This is a genomic window from Eubacterium sp. 14-2, assembly GCF_000403845.2.
Taxonomy (GTDB): Bacteria; Bacillota; Clostridia; order Lachnospirales; family Lachnospiraceae; genus Petralouisia.
The window spans coordinates 276240-301583 of record NZ_KE159567.1; the positions used below are offsets into that span (position 1 = coordinate 276240).

The following is a 25344-nucleotide window of genomic DNA, read 5'->3' on the forward strand; positions in this document are numbered from 1 at the left end:
CTCTATAGGGGCGGCACAAAAATCGGTTTGAAGCCGTAGAAGCCTGCAAAATCTTCAAACTGCCGGTTCAGTGTGGAATCTTCCTGTTTTAAAAGGCGTTTGATGACCACCTGTTTCATGTTGTCATAGAGTATCTCCTCCGGATAACCTCCAAAATACCGGAACGCGTTCTGATGGCACCGGATTAGTGTATTTGTGCTCATGTCCGTCACAAATTCGATATAACGCATCCGCGAATATCCCAGTATCATAAGGAAACAGTACAGTTTCTTCCATTTCCCGTCTTCGTATACCAGATGGTCCTCAAAAAAGCCCCAGTCCATCTGCCCCTGTTTTCCCGGCATGGTTTCAAACCGCACCGTTGCTTTTTCATCCAGGTCCATTTTCTTCCCCCGGACGTATTCCTTCACGATGCTGTATTTTCCGTCAAATCCCTGTTCCTGCAGTTTCTCCAGTATCCGTACCGCAGAATAGGGCGCTTCCTCCAGCCATTGGTCTATCTGCTGCTTGTAGGCATCCAGTTTTGTTGGCTTTGGCTGTGTCAGTGTGTACTCCGGCTTCTGTGGTGACTGTGCATACCTCTTTGCTGTCCGGGGATCCATGTGGTATTTTTTCCCAAGCTCCACATAGCTCATTCCTTTTTGTCTGTCACTTCGTATGTCCATCCAGCTTTCTCCTCTCATTTCCGACTCCTTTCCTGGACATTTTTTGTCCTATCAGGAGTCTATCTTTTTTTCTTTCTCTCCGCCATAAACCTGCATTTTTTCTTCGGCGTTTTCTTACATTTTATCATTGGCGCTAACAGGGGAGCAACGGCTCAATCGACCATGTGGGCATTGTAGAAAAATGCGAGAATGGAACGGTCTACACCGTGGAGGGCAACTCTGGGGATGCCTGCAAACAGCAGAGCTATCCAGTCGGAAGCAACTCAATATACGACTACGGATGTCCAAACTATTAATTCAACAGGGTAAAAGGAAACCAGAGGTCAATCCTCTGGCTGCTCTTTTGCCTTACATATCTCCTGCGCCGTCCCTGCTATGATAGTCAGTTCCGCCTCATCAAAAAAGCATTCAATTGACTGCGTAAGATTATTTTTCTTGCCAAAGTTCATGCGATATAATGTTGTAGTGAACATTTACGGTTGCAGACTTGTTATAGTTCTTATTGATGGATATAATATTATGGTATGTTGGGCAGTCAGATATATTTGAATATATGGCAGCACAGGAAAGCGAAAAAATAGAACGTATCACTTCGGTGGGTACGGCGGATATCTAAAAAAATCAGATTGAGGGCGCAATAAACATCTATCGGATATGGCTTATTCTGAAAGATACACAAAAGCCTGTTGATATTCGAAAAAAAGTAAGAATTTGACCACTTTTTGACTTTTAAGCTTTAAAATATTTTAGATTAGGAGGTTTTTACTATGGCATATAAGATACTCATTGTTGATGATGAAAAAATGCTGACCGAATTATTATCAAGCCACTTGCAGGATTGCGGATATGAGACTTTTGCAGCGGAAGATGCGGAGGAGGCAATATCAATGCTGAATACATATCCAGATTTAATTTTGCTTGACATCAACATGCCCGAAATGGACGGATTGGAGCTATGCAAGATTATCCGTAATAATGTCACCTGCCCTATTTTGTTTTTGACTGCTCGGATTACAGAACAGGACAAGGTAAACGGTTTGCAGGTCGGCGGCGATGACTATATAACCAAGCCTTTTAGTTTACAAGAATTGACCGCAAGGGTGGCGGCTCACCTGCGGAGGGACGAGAGAAGCAAGCGTACTCCTAAAATCGTATCTTCACAAGGCTTAATTGTAAATCTTGCTGAACGCAAAATTTTTTATGGAGAAAGGTCGCTGAACTTATCAAATCGTGAATTTGATATTGTCGAGTTTCTGATGAGTAACGCTAACCAGATATTTGATAAAGAACGGATATACGAAGCCGTATGGGGCTTTAATGCTGAGGGCGACAGCAATGTTATTAAAGAGCATATCCGAAAAATCAGAAATAAACTGACTGAAGCTACGGGCAAGGAATATATAGAAACAGTTTGGGGGATGGGATATAGATGGAAAAAATGAAGAAAGTAAAATCCATTAAAAGTGCATTTATCTGGACGGTTGCCATTACAATGACAATTGTTTTTACATCCTCTGCTTTTACAATTTATATCTGTTATCGTATGCAGAAGAATATCATCCCCGACTCACAGGAAATTTGGCTGCATACACGGACTATTATGGCAGATGGGACGGTATCTGAGGCAAAGCAAAGATTGATACTTGATGAACCTTCTAAAGTGTCTATGCTTGTCCCCGCTAAAGCGGAAGAAGAAAAGTTAGGGGATACAGAATTTACAATAGAGAGAATAGAATCCAGCTTCTCCACACTCCGCCCAAAACAACAGTTACTATATAGAGCAATAAGCATTTCTATGGCAGGGCTTCCTTTTATCTATTCAGTTATAGGAATCATGTTATGTGCATGGTGGTTTTATAGGAAAAAGCTATCGCCGCCAATTCAGATTCTTGCAGATGCAACAAAGCATATAAAGGGGCAAGACCTTGATTTTACAGTTGCTTATAACAGTAACGATGAATTAGGCAGGCTCTGCACAGCTTTTGAAGAAATGCGGCAAGCTTTGTATGATAATAACCGACAGCTATGGAATATGATTGAGCAGCGGAAAATTTTACAGGCATCAGTGGCACATGACCTCAGAAATCCGATTGCGATTATAGAGGGCTATGTCGAATATATGCAGCAATGTTTTACAAATGGAAGTCTGAATGATGAGAAATTGCAGCATACACTATCCAACCTTGCGATAACCTCAAAACGACTTGAGCGTTATACAGATTATATTCGTGATTTGAATACCATTGAAGAAACCGAAACAAAGTATTCTGTCGTTCAGTTACCAGATTTTTTGAAAAATGCTACAGAAAGCCTTTCACTTATTGTAGGACAGCATAGCTTGGAGATTGAATATCATTCTACAGTATCCGAATGTCAAGTAAAATTAGATGAACAAATATTTTACCGTATTGTTGAGAATATCTTTTCTAATGCCATTCGGTATGCTAATAGCAAAGTGAGTTTCCTATACACATTTATTGATGATGCACTTACTATAACCATTACAGACGACGGCAAAGGATTTTCAAAGGCAATGCTCCGCAATAAGAATACCTTTCTTTATTCTGAGGATAAAACGGGTGAACATATGGGACTGGGATTGGCTACAAGCCGTGTCCTTAGCCAGAAACACGGCGGATGTTTAGAACTTTCAAATGTTACTCCGAGTGGAGCTTCTGTAACAATTAAAATTGCAGTCCACAAAATGAGTTGATATTTTTATTTCTGCGAGCAATGAGTCAAGTGCCGTGCTTAAAGCCAACCAAGGAGGATTTGCATAAATCCAATGCAGCGTTTAACATTTCAACGGAGCGTTTCTTGAATATGGTGTTTCTTGTGATATTATGAAATCGGAAAGAAGGTGAAAATATTGAACGTTCAAAAAACAGGCAGTCTGATTGCCGCTATCAGGAAAGAACAAAATCGCACGCAGCAGGATTTAGCGAATGAATTGGGAGTATCAAGTGCAGCTGTTTCAAAATGGGAACGAGGTATCGGATTTCCAGATGTATCTCTTATTGAACCATTAGCTGCATCCCTGGGGATTTCCATAGCAGAATTATTCAAGGGTGAAAGAACAGAAAACAACGTTGATAACGAATATGAAAGTCTGTTGTCAGATGTTGTAAAAGTATCAGCCAATGAAATAACCAGGAAGAAAAAAATAACGAATTGGATGACTGCTATTACTGTTGCTGTTCTTTATTTGATGATTTCTGTAATATCACACAAGTGGGAAATAACCTGGGTGGTCTGGATTGTATATTGTTTTTATCGGATTTTTACTGAATATATCTATAAAAAATATTAGCAATCTACAGAAACGTAAGAAACGGAGGAAAAAATGGTCGATTATTCACAATTTGAGGCAAGTGTAAAATCCGGCATCCATGCAGATGTGAGCCGGATACGGTAAAAGGATGAAATAATAAAAGCCGTCGTCAAAAAGCGGAGAAGCTCCGCGATAATCTGCGTGTGCTTCCTATGTATGTCAGGAATTTCTTTGTTTAAAAGCTGGATTCCCGCCGTTATCTGTTTCCTTCTTGCATTGTTTTTCCTATGGCGGGCTGTCGGAAAATTTTCTGACGAGTATTTACGGGAAATGTACGAGGAGGGGCTTTTGGTTCCCGGCATGATCGTGAAAACAGAACCCCTTACTATCATGGCAATCGCAAACATGACCGCGCGGGATGGTGCGGCAACCGTAAATGGGTGCTACTGTCTGGAGGTAAAGGAACTTGACGGGGCGCAAAAAATTCTATTTGAAAAAATCCCCTGCTCCTGTTTTTTCTGCTATGAGGGCGGCGATTACCATTCTTCCTTCCAGCCCCATCCTCTCTATTGGGGAACGGCAGATCAACAGTCTGTTCAAGAAGCACTAAGACAGGTGGAGGAAGACAACAAAGAAAATACCAGAGATGAATGGGAAGTGCTCAAGGAGGTTGCGCGGCAGTTCCCTGATTTGGGAAACGGAAATTTGATTTTATTGGATGAAAATTACGTTCCCTTCGGGAAAAAGAACTACATGGACAGCAACTATAAGCCCCTCAATGAGGAAGCTGACACCAAGTAATATGTTCCATTTAGGGAAACGCTGATGAAAGCGTTTCCCTCGTCGCAAATTCGGGATTGATGGATGATATAAACCATATGAGGAATGCAAAAATGATGACGATTTGGTCTTGTATCTTTCAAAGAATTTGTGAGATGACAACTTCCCATTTGACATATTGGAAAATCAAAATATGATACCTTTGCCTTAATCTTATTAAGGTGTACTGAGATTATTTATTTTACGGAGGAAACGTAGATGGAACGAAAAAATAAAATTTTGAAAACAGTTTCAGTTGTTCTATTGTTATGCAGTTTTGCTGTACCAATGTATAATATTTTTCCTAATGGGCTGATAGTCAATCAGGATTCATGGTTTTTTACTGAAACTTTTAAAATACTTTTTCAAGAGGGGGTAGGAGCATTTAATTATCTTGGTGTTGTATTTCATCTGGCTGTATGGATTTCCGCTATCATACTGTGTATCGGTTCTTTTGCACAGATGGACAAGATTGTTCGCTTTTCGGCAGGTATCGGCATTGTCCTTCTTTTGATAGGTCTTCTGCTTGCTGTTGTTTTGACGAATGAAATAAAATTGATCCATCCGATTGTTGGGTACATTTGTATTGGATACTGGATTGACTTAATTTTGCTTGTAGTTTGCGCCGCCGTTTCTTCAAAAAAGCACTGAAAATATTTAAAAATTCCCATTTATCGAGCAACATAAATACATAAAGAGTAAGACACATAAGACGTAGAACCAGCAGACTTGTGAGAAATCACAGTTTGTTGGTTTTTCTTATGTAATTTTCTATTCCTTGACCGCATTTTGACATTTGGCTTTTATAATTGAAATACATCAAACATGACAGGAGGATAAACAATGCGAAAACGAATATTATCATTAGTTATGATTTGCGGCTTGCTATTCACTACGACAGCTTGCGGAAATTATAACATAGAGGACGGAAAAGCTCCCCCGCAAAACACGGAAGAAAATCCATTCACAAAATCAGAGGAAGATGGCTCTTTAGGTTTTCTCAGCCACGAGGAAGCGAGTCCCGCCAGAGCTGATGACCAGAGTGTTTTACCGTATGAGTATAACGGCGGAGAATTTACCTTGGACTATCAGTTTGTATCAGAGGGGAAATTGGATAACATAGGCTTCCTGCTCTTTTTGGACGGAAAGCCACAGGCATACAAGGTAAATGATACGGGGGCGGAATATGAGTATCTCCATTGTTTCCAAACATCTGAAAAACACGAAGAAAAATTTTCGTTTGTGTTTACACCGAACACGGGGAAAAAAGGTGATACTTTAAATATTACAATCATGAGCATTACCAATCCCGCTTTCCAACCCGATATGAAAGAAACATCAAGTTACGGCTGGTATCACCAACACCTTGAAAGAGCGCTGAAACTGCATTTTAATGAGGATGCTCCAGACAGCGATATCTTTTATGGAGAAAGTGAAAATATTTTTCGTGATGTCAGCGTTGCAGAAGAAAAAATCACTTCCTCTTTTATTGAGAATGAGCTTGTGAAAAACGGTTGGGATGGAATTACTATGGATACATTGGATAGCGGCGTTTATTCGACTATTTCCTATGATGGCGAATTAGTGTATGACAATATCAATCTTACCAATAAAGATACACTTACAGTGCGTTACACGATTTGCGGAACGCCGGGTACAAGGTATGGCATATCATTCTTCTTAAATCATAAGCCTATATCGTTTGATAAAGTGATTTCATACGATGCAACATTAAGCAAAGGAAATGTGTGGATAATTGAAGCCATCATAGACACCTCTAAATTAGATGACTTCAATACTTTCTATGCGGTAGCTGTTGCTGCAAGCAATGATTGTTCTACAAATAAGACAGGCTCAATTTTGCTTTATAGGAGGACTGAAAAATGAAAATGAAATTCATGTGCATTATGCTTATACTTGCTTTTGCTCTTAATCTGTCAGCTTGTGGTAACAGTCAGGAAAATGTGAATCGTTCTGAAAACGGAAGCTCCATAGATGCGCCACAATCCGAAGAAGATAACACATCGGAAAAAACAGGAAGCGGAAGCAGCGACAATAATAAGTCCAACCCACAGAATAGTGATGCAGATAAAAATACTATGGATGTTGGCACAGTGAATGGCTCGGCTTTCTCTGGAAAGGTCAGCGGCTGTTATTACGCTGATGGCAATCGGATTATTGTTGCAGCAGATAAGCTCTATCTTTATGATACTGGGAAAAGCGAGATTATAGCAAGTGCGGATATTTTTTTGAATGAGTTATGTGTGCAGCCTTATTCGGACGGGTATTTCATTGTCGGTGAAGAAAATAGCGGCAGCACGGACTCATTTGCAACGGCACAAAGCAGTAATGGAGTAAAAGGATACCTATTGAATAAGGATTTTGTTGTTGAGAATACAATTTCCTTTCGTGGGCTGCTAAATGATGATTCTGTCCTCCAAATGGCGAGTGTCACCATTTCACAGGACGGAAAACAAATCGCTTTCGGCGGATTACAAGGACTTTATCTCTATGATACTTCTTCCCAAAAGGTACATGCCATTCTGAACTATTCCGAAAATGGCAGGGCAAATAATATGGAGATTGTAACGATGGATAGTCTTGCATTTACGGGAGATAAAACTTTAACTTATGTAGGCATGGGAATAAGCTCTAATGGCGGGGATGGAGTCTCTGTTTATGGAACAGTATCCATAGACAATGCAAGTCTTAGTATCACCCCAAAAGCCGACTATGAAGTGGATGTTGAAGAAGTGCAAAAGGGCGGGAACTTACTTGTAATGCCCCAGAGCTTTAACAAAAATAATGGAACGCTGCTAATGCTTGATACTGCATCTAATACAGAAAAAAAGATTACATTCTCAGGCAGCAGCGAAGGAAAGGACGGGGTTTTCTGCTCTGAGCAAGGGAAATATGTTGCTACTTCCATTTTGGGAGAAGCCAGCGTAACAATAAATATTTATGATACAGCATCGGGAAAGGTTATCCATACCGAAACGGTCAAGGACAACAACAGTACTTATTTCCAGCGTGTCCCGCAGGTTTTAATTTTGGATGAATCCGGCGCCTGTATCGTTGTGCTTGGGCGAGGTATTGGCGAGGTAAGCACCTTAATAACAACATTTGGCTTTAAGGGGTAATTATCTATGAAAGTATCATTTCAGAATATTTCAAAACAGTATAAAGGTAAATATGCCTTAAAGAATTTTACCACTGAACTCTCGGAGGGCATCTATGGACTTTTAGGGGCTAACGGCGCAGGAAAAACAACGCTGATAAATATATTTGTCGGCATTTTAGGCAGCGATAATGGAACTGTTTTGATAGACGGTCAAGATGCAAAAAAAATGGGCAAAGACTTTTTATCAAAAATCGGATATATGCCGCAATACCCTATCTTCTATCGGGATTTTACGGTAATGGATTTCCTGTTATATATGTGTGCGTTAAAAGGAATCCCTGCGGAACAAGGAAAAGAACGGGCTTTGGAGCTTCTGGGCATTGTCAACCTTTTAGATGCGAAAGATAAAAAAATTGGCGCACTTTCTGGTGGTATGCGGCAGAGAGTCGGCATTGTCCAAGCAATGTTAGGCGACCCTAAAATCCTTATTTTAGACGAGCCTACAGCAGGGCTTGACCCAAGTGAACGCATCCGCTTTCGCAATTTGATTTCACAGTTTGCACAGGGACGGACGATTTTGCTGGCTACCCATATCGTTTCCGATGTCGAGTGTATTGCAAAAGAGATTATCATTCTCAAAGAAGGCGCTTTGATTACGCAAGGAACTACCGACGTATTAGAACAGAGTATCTATGGTAAAGTGTGGGAAGTGACAACAAACGCCAAAGAGGCTGCCTGCCTTAGTAACAAATATTATGTCAGTAATATGAAACAGCAGGGCGAAAATTTTTCAGTAAAGATTGTAAGCGATAGTTCGCCCGCAACAAACGCAGTAAAAGCTTCCCCTAACTTGGAAGATGTATTTTTATATTATTTCCGCGGGCAATGAGTCAAGCGCCGTGCTTGCACGAGCATTTGACGAATGCCGCGAGAGTCGAAAGACATTGGAGAGAAAAAATGACACGCTTAATCAGATATGAATTTTATAAATTATTTTGCAAGCGGTCAATACTTGTTGTACTTATTCTGTTCAGCGTAATAAACCTGTTCAAAATAAATAATGAATTTCATTCCTATTCCTACTTGGCAGACGGGAATGACAGCCGCAGTTGGAACAGCGTGTATTGGCAGCTCTATGAAAAATATCGTGGAGAGATAACTACCGATAAAATCAATAATCTTCTTGACTTATATCAGCCGTTAGCAGATGCTACGGCTGATATGACGGCAAGCACAGACACAGATGACCCGAATACGATGACGGGAAATATATATAGTGACGAAAACATCTTAGAAAAATACTATGTACAGCCTATGGAATATTTCTATAATTATCGGACTTATGCTTCGGAAGTGGCAAAAAAGGCAAAAGAAAATGCTGCATTTTACAAGGAACAAGGACTTAACTTTGAAGTGCGTAAAAACAGTGTAATTTACAATCTTTATTCTGGACGGAATATACCAGCTTTTGCCTATCGGGAAATGTATAACTATTATTTGAACTATGATTTTTCAAATATATTGGTTTTGTTACTTTGTTTATACGGGATTATCAGCACTTTCGTCTATGAAAAGGAAACGCAGATGGATATGCTGTTACTGACGAACCCTAATGGCGGTAAAAAAACCGTATTAGCTAAAATTGTTGCAGTTACTTTATTTGTAATAAGCGTTGTAATATGGTTTTCCGTGCTGGATAATCTTGGTTTTTCCTTTTCATTTGGAACAATGGAGGGATATAATCTTCCTTTGTATGCCATCAGCAATTTCAGTACGGCTGCGGTAAACTGCAATTTGTGGCAATATGTAATTCTATCCGCGATTACAAAAGCAATCGGCATATGGACTATGAGTATGGTAATCCTATTGATTTCTATGTTTTGGCGTAATGCTCTTATCCCATTTGTCGCTAATTTTGGAGTAGCCTTATGTTTGATTATTACAGGTGCGTCACAGAGTTATTCAAGCAATATTTGGCTAAAGATAATAAACCCATACTCGCTGCTCACGAACCGCATTCTGTTCGGTAAGACTGAATTTATCGGTTTTGCGGGCTATCCAATACAAAGTTTTTTGGCAGCTATTATTTTTGCCGTAATAGTGGGAATGGCTGTAATAACGGTAATGGTTATACTTTCTAAAAAGAACTGCCATTACCTGGACAGGAGGATAAAATGTCTGGATTCATGTACGAAATAAAAAAGATAATGCTCCACCAAAAAGGGCTTTGCTATATCGTCCTTGTTCTATTACTTGGCACCATTTGGCTCGTTGCATCAGACAATCCTTATAATAGTGCAATGGAACAGTACAAAAGTGAATATGAATGGTATCTTGAAAAGGTAAATGGATACTGCAGCGATGAATCTTCTCTTTATCTGGAACAAGAAGCAGAGAGAATTGCAGACGCCAAGGAGAAACAAAATTATCTTTTGGAAAGCTACTATGATGGCAAAATCAGTGAAAGCGAATATAAGAAGGAGAGCCAAGAAATTGGAAAGGTTCTGGAACATCAGAACGGATTTGAGGTCGTTTATCAGCAATATCTCTACACCTGCGAAAATGAAAAAAACCGTTATTTTCTTCAAACAAACGGATGGACGGGACTTCTTGGCGGAGGTACGCTTAATTTTGTCCTGTTCCTTGGCATTTTGCTGATTGTTACGCCCGTATTCTGTTCCGAGTATAGCTGCCAGATGGACGCTTTGATTTTGACCTCAAAAGAGGGGCGGAAAAGCTCTTTGCATAAGCTGCTTATTGTTATTTCGGGCGTCCTCTTGATGTGCGTAAGCATATCGCTCATTGAATACGGATTTTACAGCCTCAAATATGGACTGCCTAATGGGAATTATCCCATCCAAAGCCTTAGTTACTTTGCAGGCAGCAACAAAAGCATAACTTTATTCGAGGGATATGTATATATAGGATTGCTCCGTCTTTTTGGCAGCGTGTTTTTAGCAATACTTCTTATGTTTATTTCTGTTTTGGCGAAAAAATATGCGGTGACCTTGCTTGCAGGTGCAGTATCGGTCATTATTCCCTATGTAGGTCTATCCAAAACAATTATTTACCGTCTGCCGTTGCCTTTGCCATTTCTGCTCGGAACAGACTTTTTTGCAGGAGATATTGTTTTAAGTGATGCTTTTACAGGTGATGAGAAAATTGTTTTTGCAGAGATTAATACTATTACACTGCTGATTTTGTTTTCAGTATCCGTATTCTTATGTATTTTGGCTGCCGCTTGGATTTTACGGAGCAATTCTAACAAATGGCAAATGAAAACAAGGAAAATGCGGAATGTACCGACTCTTGCTATCATACTTAGTTTCGTATTGACAATGACAGGATGTTCAGATAACGGAAAAAGCCAGAATTTTATTTATAATTCATCGGCGGAATATGATTGTATGGGCTATGAAATAACACAGGACGCAGAAACTTTTGATTATTATCTTAAAAACACTTCCACGGGAGAAATGCTTCATTTAGTACGCTCACCTATGTTTGGGGCGTTTTCTGATGAAGAAAAGGTATGTGCGTTTTGTGTATGTTCACCATATCTCTATTATACGACATCGGTTACGGAAAGCTATGTAAACCGCATCGGAAACTATAACAGCAGTATAACAAAGGTGTCGGTGATAGAACTTAATTTAGATACCTTTGAGGAAAAAATCGTTTTTGAGCAGATTACAAATTCTGGTCGTTCCCTCTTTGGCATTGATTATGAGACGGGTGATAAATGGAAGTTTTTAGAGTTCCATTACGATTTTTTCATAAATGATGACAGCATATTTTTCATTGGCAATGATGGTATAACAGAAGTAAACCGTTTCATGAAAGGCATTACAAAACTTGACATCCCTACAAGTGGAAATATCTCATTCGATGGAGAAAACATTTTTTACAAAAACGAGCAATCGGTTTTAACAAGGTATCATGTTCTAAGCGGCGAAACTTTTACTTATGAAAAAGTAGTTGCGTATGATTTCTGCATTGATGAGCAGTCGATTTATTATGTATCCAGAACAGACGGAAATCGTGTATATTCCTGCAACAAGGATGGGAGCAACAAAAGATTGATTAGCGATACGCCCGCAATGTCGGTTACTTGTGATGCCAGCAACATTTATATATTAGCAAAAGAAAGCGGGGAGAATATCGTTTTATCAAAAAGCCGTTGAATAATGCCTGATTCTTGACCAGTTTTTGACTTTCCTATGAAACAATATATTTTGGAAAAAGGAATGAGGAACAAATGCGGCAATGGATAAAAAACAACACAGAAAGAGAAAAAATCTCAGGAAGAGAAAAAAGGTCAAACGGCTTGTGATAGCTTATCTGCTTAGGGCAGTCGTTATACTGATACCAGTAATAATGATAATACTTATGGTTTGCGGCTGTCTTTACATATACGAAAAGTTTACAAAGGAAGATGAAAAAACAGATATATGCACAGATATATATACCAATACATATACAGATACGAACACTGGCAATGGCACTGCTCCTATTACTTCAACAGCTGACTGCGTTTCAAAGTTTTGCGTCATCATAGATGCAGGACATGGCGGAAGTGACGGTGGGACTGTCAGTGGAAAAATTATAGAAAAGGATATTAACCTTTCGGTTGCATTGAAGTTAAAAACGATTCTGGAGGATAACAATATTGAAGTTATTCTGACCAGAAACTCCGATGAGAAGATGAGCCTTGCACAGCGGACTTCTGTTGCAAACGACTCCAATGCAGATTTTTTTATCAGCCTTCATTGCAACTATTATGAAGATGATGCGCAGATAGCAGGTTTGGAATGTTATTACAATAGTCCAGACGCAACGGAAAGCAAAGCATATGCAGAAAGCATAATCCATGCAGTTTCGCTAAGCAATGACGTGAAAACGAGATATGCAAAAACCGAAAACTATTATGTTTTGCGGAATACTCAAATACCTGCTGTTCTGGTGGAAATGGGATTTCTTTCAAATTATTCTGAGAGTCAAAAGCTGTTAAATGACGACTATCAGGAAATCTTGGCGCAGAGAATGGCAGAGGGAATTTTTAACAAGATAAAAGGAGATGAAAACTTATGAAGAATCATTCAAAAGGCAATAACAATAAAAACGAGATAGAACTGTTATTGAGAAAAGCGCTTAGAATAAAACAAAAACCCAGTCAAGAACTAAATGACTCTATTATTCGTCAATACGAAAAAAATATTGAGCAAAGAAAAATTAATGTTAAAAGGCTTTAGTATCTCCCTCCTACTATCGGAAGTGCAAGCAAAAAGTTTTGATTGAGTCAAAAAACATACAAGTACCAGTCATCAAAGAGCCAGACACTTTAGATGCAGAGCCAATGAACGTGTGAGCAATCATAATTTGTTTTTTACATAACAAACTCATCTCCACCAAATAAAAAAAACGGCAATTTGGATGGTGTTCCGTAAGGAAGTTGCCCTAAAAATTGTAATATCTTAATATGCTGCTATGTAGACAGTGCAGCCTTGCGGCTACGCTGTTTTGCTGCTCTGGCTGGAAGAACTGTTCCGCATATGCTCTTGGAACAGTTCTTCCATTTCTTCGGGCATCGGCTCTCTGACAATGCCGACGCTGTTGTAGTAAATATCTAAGCTCTGGTAACGCTGACCGTCAATATATTCTGGCTTGGACACGACAATCTTCTCAATAAACTCGTGTACGATTTCGGGAGTTAATTCCGTAAGCTGTGTGACGCATTTTACCCTGTCGATAAAACGCTGAAGGCTGTCACTCTTGTCCGTTTCGGTTTCAAGGTACTGTTCCATATTGGGGATAGATGCTCTTAACTGTTTCTGCTCGTCCTCAAATGCCATTGACATGGTGGCGAAGCGTCCATCAGAGATTTTCCCGCTTACATTGTCCTCATAAATCTTCTGGATAAGGCTGTCAATCTCTTTCACCCGCTTTTTTGCCTGTGCAAGCTCCCTGCGCTTTTCGGATAATTCTTTCTTCTTTTCCTCTCCGTAAGCCGCCATCTGATTTCTGGCAAAATCTTTTTCAAAACACTGAACGTACCAGAACACACGCTGCATACTGTCCAATACTGCCTTTGCCACTACTTTTTCCCGGATATAGTGGGCAGAGCATACATCAGAGTTTTTGCGGTAGGAAGAACAGAAGAAATAAGCCTGTTCCCTCTTGTAATTATTTACTGTGCTGTAATAGAGTTTCTCCCCGCAGTCAGCGCAATAGAGCAGACCAGAAAACATGCTGATAATCCCGCTCCTTGTCGGTCTGCGGCGGTGTTCCCGAAGCTCCTGCACGAGCATGAAGGTTTCTTCGTCAATGATTGCGGGATGGGTGTTTTTAAATATCTGCCATTCCTCCTGCGGGAGTTCCAGCCGCTTCTTGCTTTTAAATGATTTGTGCATGGTGCGGAAATTGACGGTGTCCCCGATATATTCCTGTCGGGAGAGGATGCGTACCACGCTGGCTGCTGACCAGTGGTAGGGTGTGGCGGGCGGTTTTCGGTATGCCATCCCAATGCTGTTCCAGTAAACCGTCGGCGTCATTACCTTGTCGGCTTTCAGTTTTTTTGCTATCTGCGTCGGTCCAAGCCCTGCAACGCATAAGCTGAAAATCTGTTTCACTATCCTTGCCGCAGGCTCGTCGATAATCCATTTTCGGGGATTTTCGGGGTCTTTTTTATAGCCGTATGGCAGGTTGCTTGTAAGCGGGATTCCTGACATCCCCTTATTGCGGAATACATTCTTTACTTTCTGGCTTGTGTTCTTGGCGTGCCATTCATTGAACAAATCCTGCATGGGGACAAGGTCGCTGATGCCTTTGGCGGTGTCGATGTTGTCCATGATAGCGATATAACGTACCTCCATGCGGTCAAAATCTTCCTCCAATAACTGCCCGACGACAAGGCGGTTGCGCCCAAGCCTTGAGTGGTCTTTGACGATAATCGTCCCGATTTTCCCCTGCTCGGCTAAGTCCATCATCTCCATAAATGCGGGTCTTGTAAACGACACCCCCGAAAATCCATCGTCAATAAAGAAGCGGGCATTGCGGAAACCATTTTCTTTTGCGTATTTCTCCAGTATGGACTTCTGGTTTTTTATGCTGCCCGAAAGACCGTCCTGCTCATCGTCACGGCTTAAACGGCAGTATAAAGCTGTTATTTTATCTGGCTGGCTGCTCATAATTCTCCTTTCCACAGCCAGATATGATATGAATTGCAGGTGCCATTATCATACCATATCTGGCAGAATACTTCAACGCTTTAAAGCCTTAATTCAAATCCTGTTTATACGAGGAGAATACGCTTGGTCTTTTCCTCTATGCTTTCAGATGCGGAAGCGTTAAAATGGGCATTGACTGTGTAAACCGTGCCGTCTATTTCTTTCTGGAAATTAAGTGGATGGGGATATTGCGACCTGCGGAACCATGCCAACCGTTCTTCTTTTGTCATGGATGCAAGGCAGTCCGTAATCCCATCAATCATCTGGCGGATGGCAGTTTCTTCTGAAAATTCTTCTTTTTCTGTGCCGCCAAAAGGTTCATTCATCGCAATGGTTCCTCCCTCCTGCGGTCTGCCCTGCCTGTTCTGGCATTTGTATTTGACCGTTGGTTTTCCATCGTGTCGTGGATTTGGTTTAAGCAGCCGTCAATGTGTGCGGAGCGTTTCTCAATCCCGTCTGCATATTTCAGACGTTTCCTAAGCTCCGTTATCTGCTCCGTCACGCCCTGTTTTTCGGCTCGGAGTGTTTCTTTTTCGGCTGGTGTGGCACGGCGTACTTTATTCCGCAAGTGCTGGCGGTAGTCAATCAGTTTATTCATTTCACTCTGGTTTTGCTCCCTGTCGGCGTGTAAGTCGGAGAGTGTAGAGATATTATGCTTTGACATATACCGTACCTGTGCGGTAATCTCGTCCAGTTTCCGAAGCTCCTCTTTCATCAGCGGGCTTGTCGGCTTGTAGTCCGTGCCTTTGGGGAATATCCCTAACTGATAGCACCAGTAGTAATACAACGCTAAGATTCCCGTGCTTTTCTGGTGTGGTTTCCATGCGTTTTTGTACTGCTCTGGCATATGTGGGGAGTAGGAAATCCTTGCTTTGTAGTTTCCATACCGGGAAGCCCCGCCTAAACATGACCGTATGAAATCGGGTGTCATCCGCTCATCAAGCGTGTCTAACCTTGTGAAATGCTTGTACTGCGGCAGCTTCATTTTCCAATGGCTGCCCGAAAAATCAACCTCATATCCTTTATCGGTAAGGTATTTCATCATGTGCTGTAAATCCCTGCTCCCGTTGATTGCCTCCCTTAAATCCTCCCGATAGACGTTGTACCGTGTCGGCTTTCCGCTTTTTTCGTCCAGATACAGCGGTCTTGACGGGGCTTTCCTGGGGTTTTCAATCACCGATAAACTGTACTCTCGGCATAAGCGGTCGGACGCTTCCCGCAACCTTTTCTGCTCCGATTTTGAGTAATTATATTTCTGTCCGTCTATGAAAGAAACGGAGTTAAAACAGAAATGATTGTGCAGATGCCCTTTGTCAAGGTGTGTGGCAACGATTATCTGGTACTTGCCGCCCCACATTTCCCTTGCCAGTTTCAATCCGATTTCATGGCACTGTTCGGGCGTTACCTCGTCTGGCTTGAAGCTCTGGTAGCCATGCCATGCGATATACCCGCCTGTCTTTTGGTACTGTTTCTTTGTCAAAATCATCTGCTGCAAGGCGGTTTTTTTCAGACAGTTGATTGCGGAAACATACTCGCCCTTATTTGTTTTTGACGGATTTCTCACATAGGAGAACACGTCAAAGAAGTCCTGCATATCCTCATTCGGCACGGTCTTTTCTGGATTTTCTATATAGTCAATCAAGTCTTTTATGCTCCCTTTGACATGCCATAAGCTCGTTACCGCCATATCAGACCGCCCCCTGTCTCGTCAATTCTTCTAAGCTATATCGTTGTGGGAGAGTTGTTTTCTGTTGCAGTTCTAAGATAAAATCCTCAATCTCCTTACAGATTTCGGCGGCGGTTGGATAGTCGGGAACACACTTTTTGAAAGCGTCATGCACTTCATAGAGCCTGTTTAACAGCTCCCAAAACTCTGTTTTAGGCTTTGGCTGCGGGGCGTTTCCCTTGCATAACTGGCGCATAAATTCGGCTGCGGACAGACCGCAAGCAGCGGCGCATTGCTTTAATTTTTCATGTTCTTCCTCGTTCAATCGGACGGTAATCGGGACATTCCGCACATCCTTTTCTGATTTTTTTCTGCTCATTTTTCTCAATCCTCCAGTCTTATTTTTCTTTCTTCGGGGTAAACAGGGGCTGTCCCCTGAGTGAAGTCCACACGCCTTTAGGCTGTGGATTGGATTGTGCGCGAGTAGCGATGAGAATGCCATGCTTGCATGGGCATTCGAGGAGCACCGTGGTCATAGCGGGGAATGCAAAGCATTTTCCGCTATGGCTGACACAATCCGATGCTCGCTATCTCTGTGGACGCGTCGTCACAAGTTCCGTATCGCTCATTTCCGTGCAGGCACGGAAAATCACTCACTCCACTGCTCCTCCTTCTCCCAAAAAGTCTAGCGACTTTTCGGGAACCCTATTTCCTGTGCAGCCGCCATTCTTCCATACCTGTCTTACCCTCCGAAAAGAAAATCCTATGTCCCTGCACCTCCGTTCTGGATTTGATTTCTCTTGACTTTTGGATAAATGAAAAAGCCGCTACACCGCACCACGAATGACAGGAGTGTTTTCTCCTGCGCGGATTCGCAATGCTATGTAACGGCTTTGAAATTCAAAACCATGCTGCCATACACCAGCCGAAAAGGGCAGCATAAATTCGGCAGCGGTCAGCCTTGTCCATTGGCTGACATTCCGTTCTTCCATCTATGTGCTATTTCATTTTCAATCTTCCAATTCCCTCACGGGTATTTCAGAATATCATAGCGGCTGTACCCATGTCAAGATTTTGGGCAAACTTTTTAGTATTCCCTGTGGACAGGAATTTTATACATCAATTTTATAATTTGGCGGGGGAATTTTATCCCCCACCCAATAGCCCGTCAAAAAGCTGTCTTTATTAGTTGGTTATAAAATCTTCCGCAACTTTTTCCGCAGATGGTCTAATCGTGCATAAATAGCCCCTGTTGTCAATCCAACAAGCGGTGCAATTTCCTTTGTGGAATAGCCCTGCATTTTCAGCAGGATGATTTGCAGGGTACGCCTGTCCACCGTAAGCAATGCCCGATACAGAGTTTCGTCCTCAATCTCATCCAGTAAATCAGCAACGGTCTTTACCTCGGCATTCCGCTCCCTGTCTGCCATTCCCTCAAGGTATTCGCCAAAGTCGCTTGTCCAATGGTAAAACCGCCTGTTGGAATTGAAGTCTGCCCTGTCGTCTGTGCGGATTTGTTCAATGGTGGTTTCATCAACTCCATGCTCCCGTAATATTTTTTCCTCGGCTTCTTTCCAGATAAGCCATTTCCTGTTCTCCCGTCCGTTGTTGTATGCCATTCTTTTTTCCTCCAATCTGAAATTTTTGAAAATGCTAAAAACCAGATTGGATAGGAGGCGAACGGCAGCCAACAGCAGAAACAGCCCTGCGGCACATTCCGATAAAAAACGACAAAAGAAAAACCGCAAAGGCTCGGTGACCTCTACGGTTATAGGACAATATGAAGTGACCCCACATTTGTAGCAACGTGGATTTACCTGTATACTAGAGTTTGTTAAGAACAATGGTAACAGGGATTACCGCATACAAAAGGAGGCCACTTACATGAAAAGAATACTACGAATCGGAATGGATGTCCATAGCACAAACTACACTTTATGCGCCATTGAGCCAAGATTTGACGGAGACGACATTATTTACGCAAATGTCAAGGTAACGCCTGACCCGGACAATATCGTGCAGTTCATTGAAAACTTAAAGAAAAAGATAAAAGAAGAATGTGATATTCTCTGCGGTTATGAGGCGGGCTGTCTGGGATTCTCTTTATATCATGAATTAGTCAAAAAGGAAATCCGCTGTGTAATTCTTGCCCCGACAACTATGATGACCCAGCAGGGAAAGCGGATCAAAACAGATAAACGCGACGCATTGATGATTGCGCAATGCCTTGCCTATGGCGGTTACCATGCGGTACACATTCCGACAGAAAAGGATGATGATGTCAAAACATATCTGCGCATGAGGGATGACCATAAGCTGGATTTAAAGAAGACAAAACAGAGGATCTGTGCGTTCTGTTTAAGCCAGGGTTTCCATTATGACGGTGGGAAATGGACGCAGGCGCAATTAAAATGGCTGAAATCGCTTGAACTTAGCGAATGGGACAGAGAAACGCTTGGCGAGTATCTGATCACATACGAATATCAGAGCAACCGGATAGAAATGTTTGATAAGAGGATAGAGGAACTGGCCTCTGAAACAGAGTATGTGGAGAAGGTAAAAAGACTGGTATGCTTTCTGGGCGTAAAAACCCATACGGCGTTATCCTGCCTGGTTGAAACTGGGGATTTCCAGAGATTTGCAAAGGGGAACATCTACTCTGCATATCTGGGATTAGTGCCGGGGGAAGATTCGAGCAGTGATAACATCAACAGGCTTTCCATCACCAAAGCCGGCAACAGCCATGTAAGGAAACTGCTGATTGAGGCTTCCAAAGGGATCTGTAAGGGAGCGGTCGGCCATAAATCGAAAGATTTAAAGGCAAGGCAGAGCGGGAATCCGCCGGAGGTGATTGCGTATGCAGACAAAGCAAACGAAAGGCTAAGAAGGAAGTATTACAAAATGATAAGGCATGGCAAGAAAAAGAATGTGGCGGTAACGGCAGTCGCAAGGGAACTTGCGTGCTTTATATGGGGTATGATGACGGATAACATCCGTATAGCGTGATATCAGCCTGCCATCTGCCCGTCAAGGGTAAATAAACTGCTGCGCAGCCCTTGACAGCCAGCTGTCATCCTGATGGATGGCAGTCAAGCGGATTAAGCAGGCGCAGCTGCATAATCCGCAGCAACTATTAACAAAAAACTGGAGATATCTTGAAGGAGTCTTTTGGAACTTCAAGGTTCGGGTTATCTGCGGCATCTCCTTGTCGGCAGGGTAGCGATACACTGATCCACGTTATAGGACAGCAGAGCCCGCGGCGGACCATTGACCTGTAGGTAACCAATCCACGAATAACGGAGTGGCCAAATGCCGGGAACTGTTAATCAAAAGGCTTCTTCAAGATATCTCATAAATACAAATGTGAGTTTTGTCAGAGAAAAAAGTTTGTTATTTTTGATTTACCTCTTGACAAAAGTCACTTCATAACGGAGATACATATTCTGTTAAGTGGAGATTATACTTCTGGTTGCATGGCAAGAAGTAGCGTTGCATGGGCAGGGATTTTTTTAACTGGCTTCCTGCCATTCCCCGATATGCTATGTACGGATAAATTCTGTGTTGCATGAGCAGATAGATTACCGCCCGAAAAAAGAACATAAAAAACCCTCCAAACTTCAAAAACAGGTCTGGAGAGTGTCTGTTAAGTTTTTTAGGGCATAGCAATACCGCCCACCACACGCCGTTTTTTTATATGGTGAACATCCATGCTATGAATGAAATGCAGGCAATAAGCAATAGCTATCCATCTTCTTTTTATCCTCAACACAAATTTGTTTTTTTGCAGATAGCTGTTGCTTAAATTGCCACATTAATTTTTTATCCATTGATTCAAGTTTGGTAAAATTCTTTATGTATATTTTTATTGTTTTTCTTTTTTGCTGACATGATAAAAATAAATTGCGCGGATTAATAGCCCTCCAAACCAGCCGATTGGAGCGGCTATCCAAATTCCATTATAACCAAGCTTTGTGCCAGACAAAATAATAGCGACAGGCACTTGAAGACAGCACAGGGAACATATGGAAGCAATCATCGGCACAAATGATTTTCCATACCCCAAAAGCAATCCGTTTAATACCTGCATGGCTGTAAAGATAATATAAAAAGCAGGCACAATCTTCAGATAGCTGTTGCCAATATCTAAAACAGACGTATCCCTATTGAATATTGATATAAATACAGACGGAAACAATACAATGACAACAGAAATACACGCTGATACTGCAATCCCCATAACCAATGCGTATTTCCCGCCTTTCAATACCCTGTCTTTCCTTTTTGCCCCTAAATTCTGGGCAGTAAAATTAGTCATAGCCTGCCCTAAGTTCAAGGCGGGCATTTCTGCAAAAGCATCTACCTTAGATGCGGCAGTATATGCCGCCATGCAATCCGTGCCAAACCCATTAATCAGAAACTGCAATGACATAAATCCCACACTCACAAATACTTGCTGTATCATGGCGGGCGTACCTATCTTCAAGCTCTTTTTTAATTCTGCCTTGTCAAACTGTAAATGCAATACATTAATAAACAAGCTGCGATAATGTATTTTCATATATACCATACAAACGATAAATGACAAAAGCTGCGATAACACAGTCGCAAATGCCGCCCCTGCCACACCCATTCCGAATGCCTTAATGAACAATATATCAAGCACAATATTCAGAAGCGCTGCCACTATCAGAATATATGTAGGTGTTTTTGAATCCCCCATCCCGCGAAGAATATTTGTAAGCGCGTTATATGCAAACGTGGGGATAACGCCGATAAACATAATTTTAAGATATATGTCAGCCGCTTCAAGCAAAGCGGACGGCACTCGGAAGACAAGCAGAATCTGATAGGAAAAACATATGCCCAAAGCAGCAATTATCAAACTGAGGCAAAAGCAGAAAGCAAATCCTGTATCCATAACTTTTTTCGCAGATTCCATGTCCTTACTGCCAAAATAACGTGAAACCAATATGCTTGCCCCCATTGAAATGCCCATAGAAAGGGCAATCAGCAGATAGTGTATCTGAAAACTGAACCCTACCGCCGCCAGACATTCTTTCCCCAAAAAATTACCTACAATAACCGTATCCGCAAGATTATATAGTTGCTGGAATAGATTGCCGACCAAAATTGGCAGTGAAAATAAAAATATTGTCTTTAACTCATGTTCTCTCGTTAAATCCTTCATTTCGTAACCTCTTTCCTACTAAAATAAAATTTATTCCTTTTTGTTGCATGGTATTATTTGCACACAATACATACAATATAGATTATATTCTTGACTTTGTATGCTTTCAATGCTAATATTGTATGTAAGACAATTTTGAGCAGGGAGGGAAAAAGCTTGCCAGTTAATTCTTTTGAAAATTACCCAATGCCATGGATACCCGATAAAGAAAAATTAAAATCACCAATTTATATATCTATTGCGGAACTTTTGGAACAGGATATCCAAAGCGGCAAACTGGCTGGAAATACAAAACTGCCGCCCCAAAGGGAATTAGCAGACTTTCTTGATTTGAACCTAAGCACAATAACCCGTGCATTCAAGATTTGTGAAAATAAGGGGCTAATCTATGCCAATATAGGGCAAGGCACATTTGTATCCCCAAATGCCGCCATCCCTTTTTTACATAAGGCAAATAACGGGTGCGTAGAACTGGGCATAATCAGACCTTTTTACCAGTATAATAAGATTGTCGCTGATATTGCGCAAAAAACCATACAACGCAATACTTCCCAGTATCTTTTTGAATTTGACAGCATATCGGAATCTTACAAGCACAAACAGACCGCCATAAAATGGCTGAAATCTTTCCATATAGAAACAGAGCCTGAAAACATCATGCTGACGGCAGGAACTCAAAATGCCCTGACGATTGTATTTTTGGCTCTTTTCCACTCTGGAGATAAAATCCTAACTGATTCTTACACTTATTCCAATTTTATCGGCTTAGCCAGACAGTTAAATGTCCAGTTGATATCAGTAGCCGCAGATGAGGATGGAATGATACCCGACCTAGTGGAAAAGCAGTGCAGGATAATGGATATAAAAGGAATCTTCCTAATGCCGTCCTGCAATAATCCGACAGGAACTGTCATGTCAATGGAACGAAAAAGGAAAATTGCCAGCCTCATACAGCAATACCATCTGATTTTAATGGAAGATGACGCTTATGGATTTATTGCAAATGATACAGGAGAACCGATTCAGACATTGATACCAGATAATACCATTTACCTGCACAGCCTGTCAAAATCACTTTCAGCAGGCTTAAGATGCGCATATATGGTTATCCCTGATTGCTTAAGACAAACCTTTCTTGAAACGGCTAATAATGTAAATTTGAAAATACCGCTGCTTAACGCAGAAATTATAAGCGAATTAATTGCAAGCGGCAATGCAGGCAGAATCATAGGGCAGAAAAAAAGACAGGCAAAAGAACGGAACAGGATATATAAAAAATACTTTCCAGACAGCATCTGCCCGAATGAATACAGCTTCTTCCAATGGCTGCCCCTGCCTGCCCATTATAACGGTTATCAGTTGGAAATGCAGGCAACAGACAATGGCATTCATATCTTCTGTTCTGACCGTTTTACCGTTGGCAAAGCTGAATCCACAGCTATAAGAATTGCAACCTGTTCCCCTGATTCCTTACAACAATTGGAAACAGGACTGAAAACCCTAAAACATTTGCTGGATAAGAATCAGCAATATATTTCACAAGCTAATTTCATAATATAGTTACTCCATTTGAAAGGCGGCAAAGAATTATATTCCCTGCCGCCAATTCTGATTATATAAAAATAATTTCTCCGTTCACAATTTCCCTCGCACAAGCCCTTATATTATTTATTTTGCCTGTCCACTCTATGGCATTTTCTTCCTTTAGCCGTTCCGTTATGTCCTGTGCCTGTTTCATGCTCTCTATAAGCCTTTCAAAGCGTTCCTGCGCCTGCCTGTCAATGACGGCTAGATAGGAGTTCAGTCTGCCACTTGTGAGAAGATTGGTGTATGTAACCTTGTGGTACTGTTTCAGATAATCCTGATGCCGCTGTCCCCATGTGCCTATCGGCTGTTCTTCTTCGTTGGGTAATATTAAATCTGGAATAAGATACCCATTTTCTTCGTGATATGTGCCGCCTAACTGTTCAAATATTGACTTCATATGCAAAAACTCCTTTTCTGTATGGTTTGGTTTCTGCGGGGCATCTGCAAGCAATGTGTCAGCAGGCTGTATGTATATACTATCTTTAAGTTAAGTAATCCCCTTGCTGTTCATATTCGCCGCCTAATCTCTCAAAGATTGATTTTGCCATTTTGCAATTCCTCCGTATGATTTGAATTTGCCTACAATCCAATCATTCTGGCTGATTACGAAGTCTTTGGATTTAACATCCTTATGGAACGCCGCCCTTGGTGGGCGATATTGCTATGCCCGAAAGACTTAACAAACACTCTCCAAACCTGTTTCAAGTTTGGAGGGATTTTTATTGCCTGCAAATAGTAATTTCCATTTACATATATCATATCGGGGATGGGTGGACAGCCTGTTAAAAAAATCCTTGTCAATGCAAGGGGGCTTTCTACCCAAGAAGTAGAAGTTAAATCTCTACATATAAGAACCAATATATCTATAAACCGTGAGGGCGTGACAGCCTTTGCGGTTTTTCTTTTGTCGTTTTTTGTTAGAACACGTCGTAAGGCGTTTTCTGGGCTTGGATGCCGTTCTCCGCCCGTCAATCTGGATTATTAAAAAAATTCAGATTGGAGGTAACGGATTATGGCGTACAACAAAGCCAGAGAAGAAAGAAAATGGCGGCTATGGAAAGAAGCCGAGGAAAAGCAGCTTAAAAGCTTGGGTGTCAGCGAGGGCGATATTGAAAAGCTCCGTGTCCATGATTGGGCGGTATTCAATTCCGACAGACGGTACTATGAGAAATTGCAGGATGCGGGTACATATCTTGAGGAAGTCGCAGAGGACACGGCACAGCCCGAAATAAAAACGGTTGAGGAATTTTTAGACAGCATTGAAAATGCAGTGCTGTACCAAGAGCTGCATCAGTTGGACAAGCTCACGCTCCAAGCGTTGCTGATGAGGACGCAGGGATTTTCAGTCACTGAAATTTCAGTGGAATTAAGTTTAAACAAGGAAGTCATTTACAAGCGTTTGAACAGATTTAAGAAAAAAATTAAAAAACTTTTGGGATAGTGTCCAAAATCGCACTCTCCCATCGGCTACTGGGTGAGAGGGCAAAAACCTCTTGCCCAGTTTTCTTTATATCGGAAACGGGACGGCTCTTTGAAAACCGAATACCCATTCACCAAATACATTCTCTTTGTGGCTGTAATAAGCATAAGCGTGTGCAGCGGTACGCCATGACCCGCCGAAAGGCGGCAAGCGGAAAATACCGACTAAAAATATCGGGCAGCTCCCGATTTCGCCAAGACCCACAAAGAGGACAATGATACTCCCGTCCAGCCACAGTCCGAGCGGTAACCAGTCCGTCGCAGGCAATGGGGGCGGCTCTGTCAGACCGACAGTTGGGGTGGAACTCCCGTGGCGTCAGTT

General features: G+C 41.6%; 25 protein-coding genes and 2 pseudogenes. 17 read left to right on the forward strand and 10 right to left on the reverse strand.

Annotated features, from left to right (window positions below; genetic code table 11):
• Window positions 1-2: 2 nt before the first annotated feature.
• Window positions 3-665: an IS21 family transposase gene (istA, locus tag C805_RS26915; RefSeq protein ID WP_242832653.1), complete on the reverse strand. Its 663-nt coding sequence runs from the start codon at window positions 663-665 to the stop codon at window positions 3-5.
• 146 nt (window positions 666-811) lie between these two features.
• Here istA and C805_RS26920 point away from each other — a divergent pair.
• Window positions 812-961, forward strand: a pseudogene (locus C805_RS26920) (CHAP domain-containing protein); the annotation flags it as partial.
• Between the two features lie 27 nt (window positions 962-988).
• Here C805_RS26920 and C805_RS27470 read toward each other — a convergent pair.
• Window positions 989-1138 (reverse strand): hypothetical protein, encoded by a 150-nt coding sequence (locus C805_RS27470; protein ID WP_371197581.1) that lies wholly within the window; start codon window positions 1136-1138, stop codon window positions 989-991.
• Window positions 1139-1432: 294 nt separating this feature from the next.
• Here C805_RS27470 and C805_RS08550 point away from each other — a divergent pair, with 294 nt between their 5' ends.
• The 13 genes and pseudogenes from C805_RS08550 to C805_RS25695 all read left to right on the forward strand — a co-directional run.
• Entirely contained in the window at window positions 1433-2107 is a 675-nt protein-coding gene (locus C805_RS08550) for a response regulator transcription factor (protein ID WP_016213411.1), read from the forward strand.
• A complete protein-coding gene (locus C805_RS08555; protein ID WP_016213412.1) occupies window positions 2095-3378 on the forward strand; it encodes a HAMP domain-containing sensor histidine kinase in 1284 nt (427 codons plus the stop codon). Before C805_RS08550 ends, C805_RS08555 begins: the two co-directional genes overlap by 13 nt.
• A gap of 147 nt (window positions 3379-3525) precedes the next feature.
• The gene (locus C805_RS08560; protein WP_022750874.1) at window positions 3526-3975 is read left to right on the forward strand and encodes a helix-turn-helix domain-containing protein; all 450 of its coding nucleotides are present in this window, start codon (window positions 3526-3528) and stop codon (window positions 3973-3975) included.
• A gap of 192 nt (window positions 3976-4167) precedes the next feature.
• Entirely contained in the window at window positions 4168-4737 is a 570-nt protein-coding gene (locus tag C805_RS08565) for a DUF3239 domain-containing protein (RefSeq protein WP_242832654.1), read from the forward strand.
• 237 nt (window positions 4738-4974) lie between these two features.
• Window positions 4975-5406, forward strand: a complete 432-nt coding sequence (locus C805_RS08570) for a hypothetical protein (protein WP_016213415.1) — start codon at window positions 4975-4977, stop codon at window positions 5404-5406.
• A 192-nt stretch (window positions 5407-5598) separates the two neighbouring features.
• Complete coding sequence (locus tag C805_RS08575; RefSeq protein WP_016213416.1) at window positions 5599-6642, forward strand: hypothetical protein; 1044 nt, start codon at window positions 5599-5601, stop codon at window positions 6640-6642.
• The gene (locus C805_RS08580; protein ID WP_016213417.1) at window positions 6639-7895 is read left to right on the forward strand and encodes a hypothetical protein; all 1257 of its coding nucleotides are present in this window, start codon (window positions 6639-6641) and stop codon (window positions 7893-7895) included. Before C805_RS08575 ends, C805_RS08580 begins: the two co-directional genes overlap by 4 nt.
• A gap of 6 nt (window positions 7896-7901) precedes the next feature.
• Entirely contained in the window at window positions 7902-8765 is an 864-nt protein-coding gene (locus C805_RS08585; protein WP_016213418.1) for an ABC transporter ATP-binding protein, read from the forward strand.
• Window positions 8766-8833: 68 nt separating this feature from the next.
• A complete protein-coding gene (locus tag C805_RS08590; protein WP_016213419.1) occupies window positions 8834-10075 on the forward strand; it encodes an ABC-2 transporter permease in 1242 nt (413 codons plus the stop codon).
• Complete coding sequence (locus C805_RS08595; RefSeq protein ID WP_016213420.1) at window positions 10051-12060, forward strand: DUF5050 domain-containing protein; 2010 nt, start codon at window positions 10051-10053, stop codon at window positions 12058-12060. The genes C805_RS08590 and C805_RS08595 overlap by 25 nt, the downstream gene beginning before the upstream one ends.
• 82 nt (window positions 12061-12142) lie before the next feature.
• The gene (locus C805_RS24990; protein ID WP_016213421.1) at window positions 12143-12967 is read left to right on the forward strand and encodes an N-acetylmuramoyl-L-alanine amidase; all 825 of its coding nucleotides are present in this window, start codon (window positions 12143-12145) and stop codon (window positions 12965-12967) included.
• Window positions 12964-13128 (forward strand): hypothetical protein, encoded by a 165-nt coding sequence (locus C805_RS26220; RefSeq protein ID WP_016213422.1) that lies wholly within the window; start codon window positions 12964-12966, stop codon window positions 13126-13128. The genes C805_RS24990 and C805_RS26220 overlap by 4 nt, the downstream gene beginning before the upstream one ends.
• Window positions 13129-13145: 17 nt before the next feature.
• A pseudogene (locus tag C805_RS25695) lies at window positions 13146-13244 on the forward strand (cysteine-rich KTR domain-containing protein); the annotation flags it as partial.
• Window positions 13245-13386: 142 nt separating this feature from the next.
• On the opposite strand, the gene C805_RS08600 reads toward C805_RS25695, so the two are convergent.
• The 6 genes from C805_RS08600 to C805_RS08620 all read right to left on the reverse strand — a co-directional run bounded on the left by C805_RS08600 (window position 13387) and on the right by C805_RS08620 (window position 18387).
• The gene (locus C805_RS08600; RefSeq protein WP_016213423.1) at window positions 13387-15063 is read right to left on the reverse strand and encodes a recombinase family protein; all 1677 of its coding nucleotides are present in this window, start codon (window positions 15061-15063) and stop codon (window positions 13387-13389) included.
• 104 nt (window positions 15064-15167) lie between these two features.
• The gene (locus C805_RS08605; RefSeq protein ID WP_016213424.1) at window positions 15168-15428 is read right to left on the reverse strand and encodes a transposon-encoded TnpW family protein; all 261 of its coding nucleotides are present in this window, start codon (window positions 15426-15428) and stop codon (window positions 15168-15170) included.
• Entirely contained in the window at window positions 15425-16789 is a 1365-nt protein-coding gene (locus C805_RS08610) for a relaxase/mobilization nuclease domain-containing protein (protein ID WP_016213425.1), read from the reverse strand. Before C805_RS08610 ends, C805_RS08605 begins: the two co-directional genes overlap by 4 nt.
• A 1-nt stretch (window position 16790) precedes the next feature.
• Window positions 16791-17147, reverse strand: a complete 357-nt coding sequence (locus C805_RS08615; RefSeq protein ID WP_016213426.1) for a plasmid mobilization protein — start codon at window positions 17145-17147, stop codon at window positions 16791-16793.
• Window positions 17148-17595: 448 nt separating this feature from the next.
• Window positions 17596-17760, reverse strand: a complete 165-nt coding sequence (locus C805_RS26225) for a hypothetical protein (protein WP_155957602.1) — start codon at window positions 17758-17760, stop codon at window positions 17596-17598.
• A gap of 201 nt (window positions 17761-17961) precedes the next feature.
• Complete coding sequence (locus tag C805_RS08620) at window positions 17962-18387, reverse strand: RNA polymerase sigma factor (RefSeq protein ID WP_016213427.1); 426 nt, start codon at window positions 18385-18387, stop codon at window positions 17962-17964.
• A gap of 265 nt (window positions 18388-18652) precedes the next feature.
• Here C805_RS08620 and C805_RS08625 point away from each other — a divergent pair, with 265 nt between their 5' ends.
• Window positions 18653-19774 (forward strand): IS110 family RNA-guided transposase, encoded by a 1122-nt coding sequence (locus C805_RS08625; RefSeq protein ID WP_016213428.1) that lies wholly within the window; start codon window positions 18653-18655, stop codon window positions 19772-19774.
• Between the two features lie 856 nt (window positions 19775-20630).
• On the opposite strand, the gene C805_RS08630 is transcribed toward C805_RS08625, so the two are convergent.
• Window positions 20631-21956: an MATE family efflux transporter gene (locus C805_RS08630; RefSeq protein WP_016213429.1), complete on the reverse strand. Its 1326-nt coding sequence runs from the start codon at window positions 21954-21956 to the stop codon at window positions 20631-20633.
• 156 nt (window positions 21957-22112) lie between these two features.
• On the opposite strand from C805_RS08630, the gene C805_RS08635 reads away from it, so the two are divergent.
• Window positions 22113-23516, forward strand: a complete 1404-nt coding sequence (locus C805_RS08635) for an aminotransferase-like domain-containing protein (protein WP_016213430.1) — start codon at window positions 22113-22115, stop codon at window positions 23514-23516.
• A 52-nt stretch (window positions 23517-23568) separates the two neighbouring features.
• Here C805_RS08635 and C805_RS08640 read toward each other — a convergent pair whose 3' ends face one another.
• Window positions 23569-23940 (reverse strand): TnpV protein, encoded by a 372-nt coding sequence (locus C805_RS08640; RefSeq protein ID WP_016213431.1) that lies wholly within the window; start codon window positions 23938-23940, stop codon window positions 23569-23571.
• A gap of 615 nt (window positions 23941-24555) precedes the next feature.
• Here C805_RS08640 and C805_RS08645 point away from each other — a divergent pair.
• Window positions 24556-24984, forward strand: coding sequence for an RNA polymerase sigma factor (locus C805_RS08645; RefSeq protein ID WP_016213432.1), 429 nt, complete (start codon window positions 24556-24558; stop codon window positions 24982-24984).
• Window positions 24985-25344 lie beyond the last annotated feature (360 nt).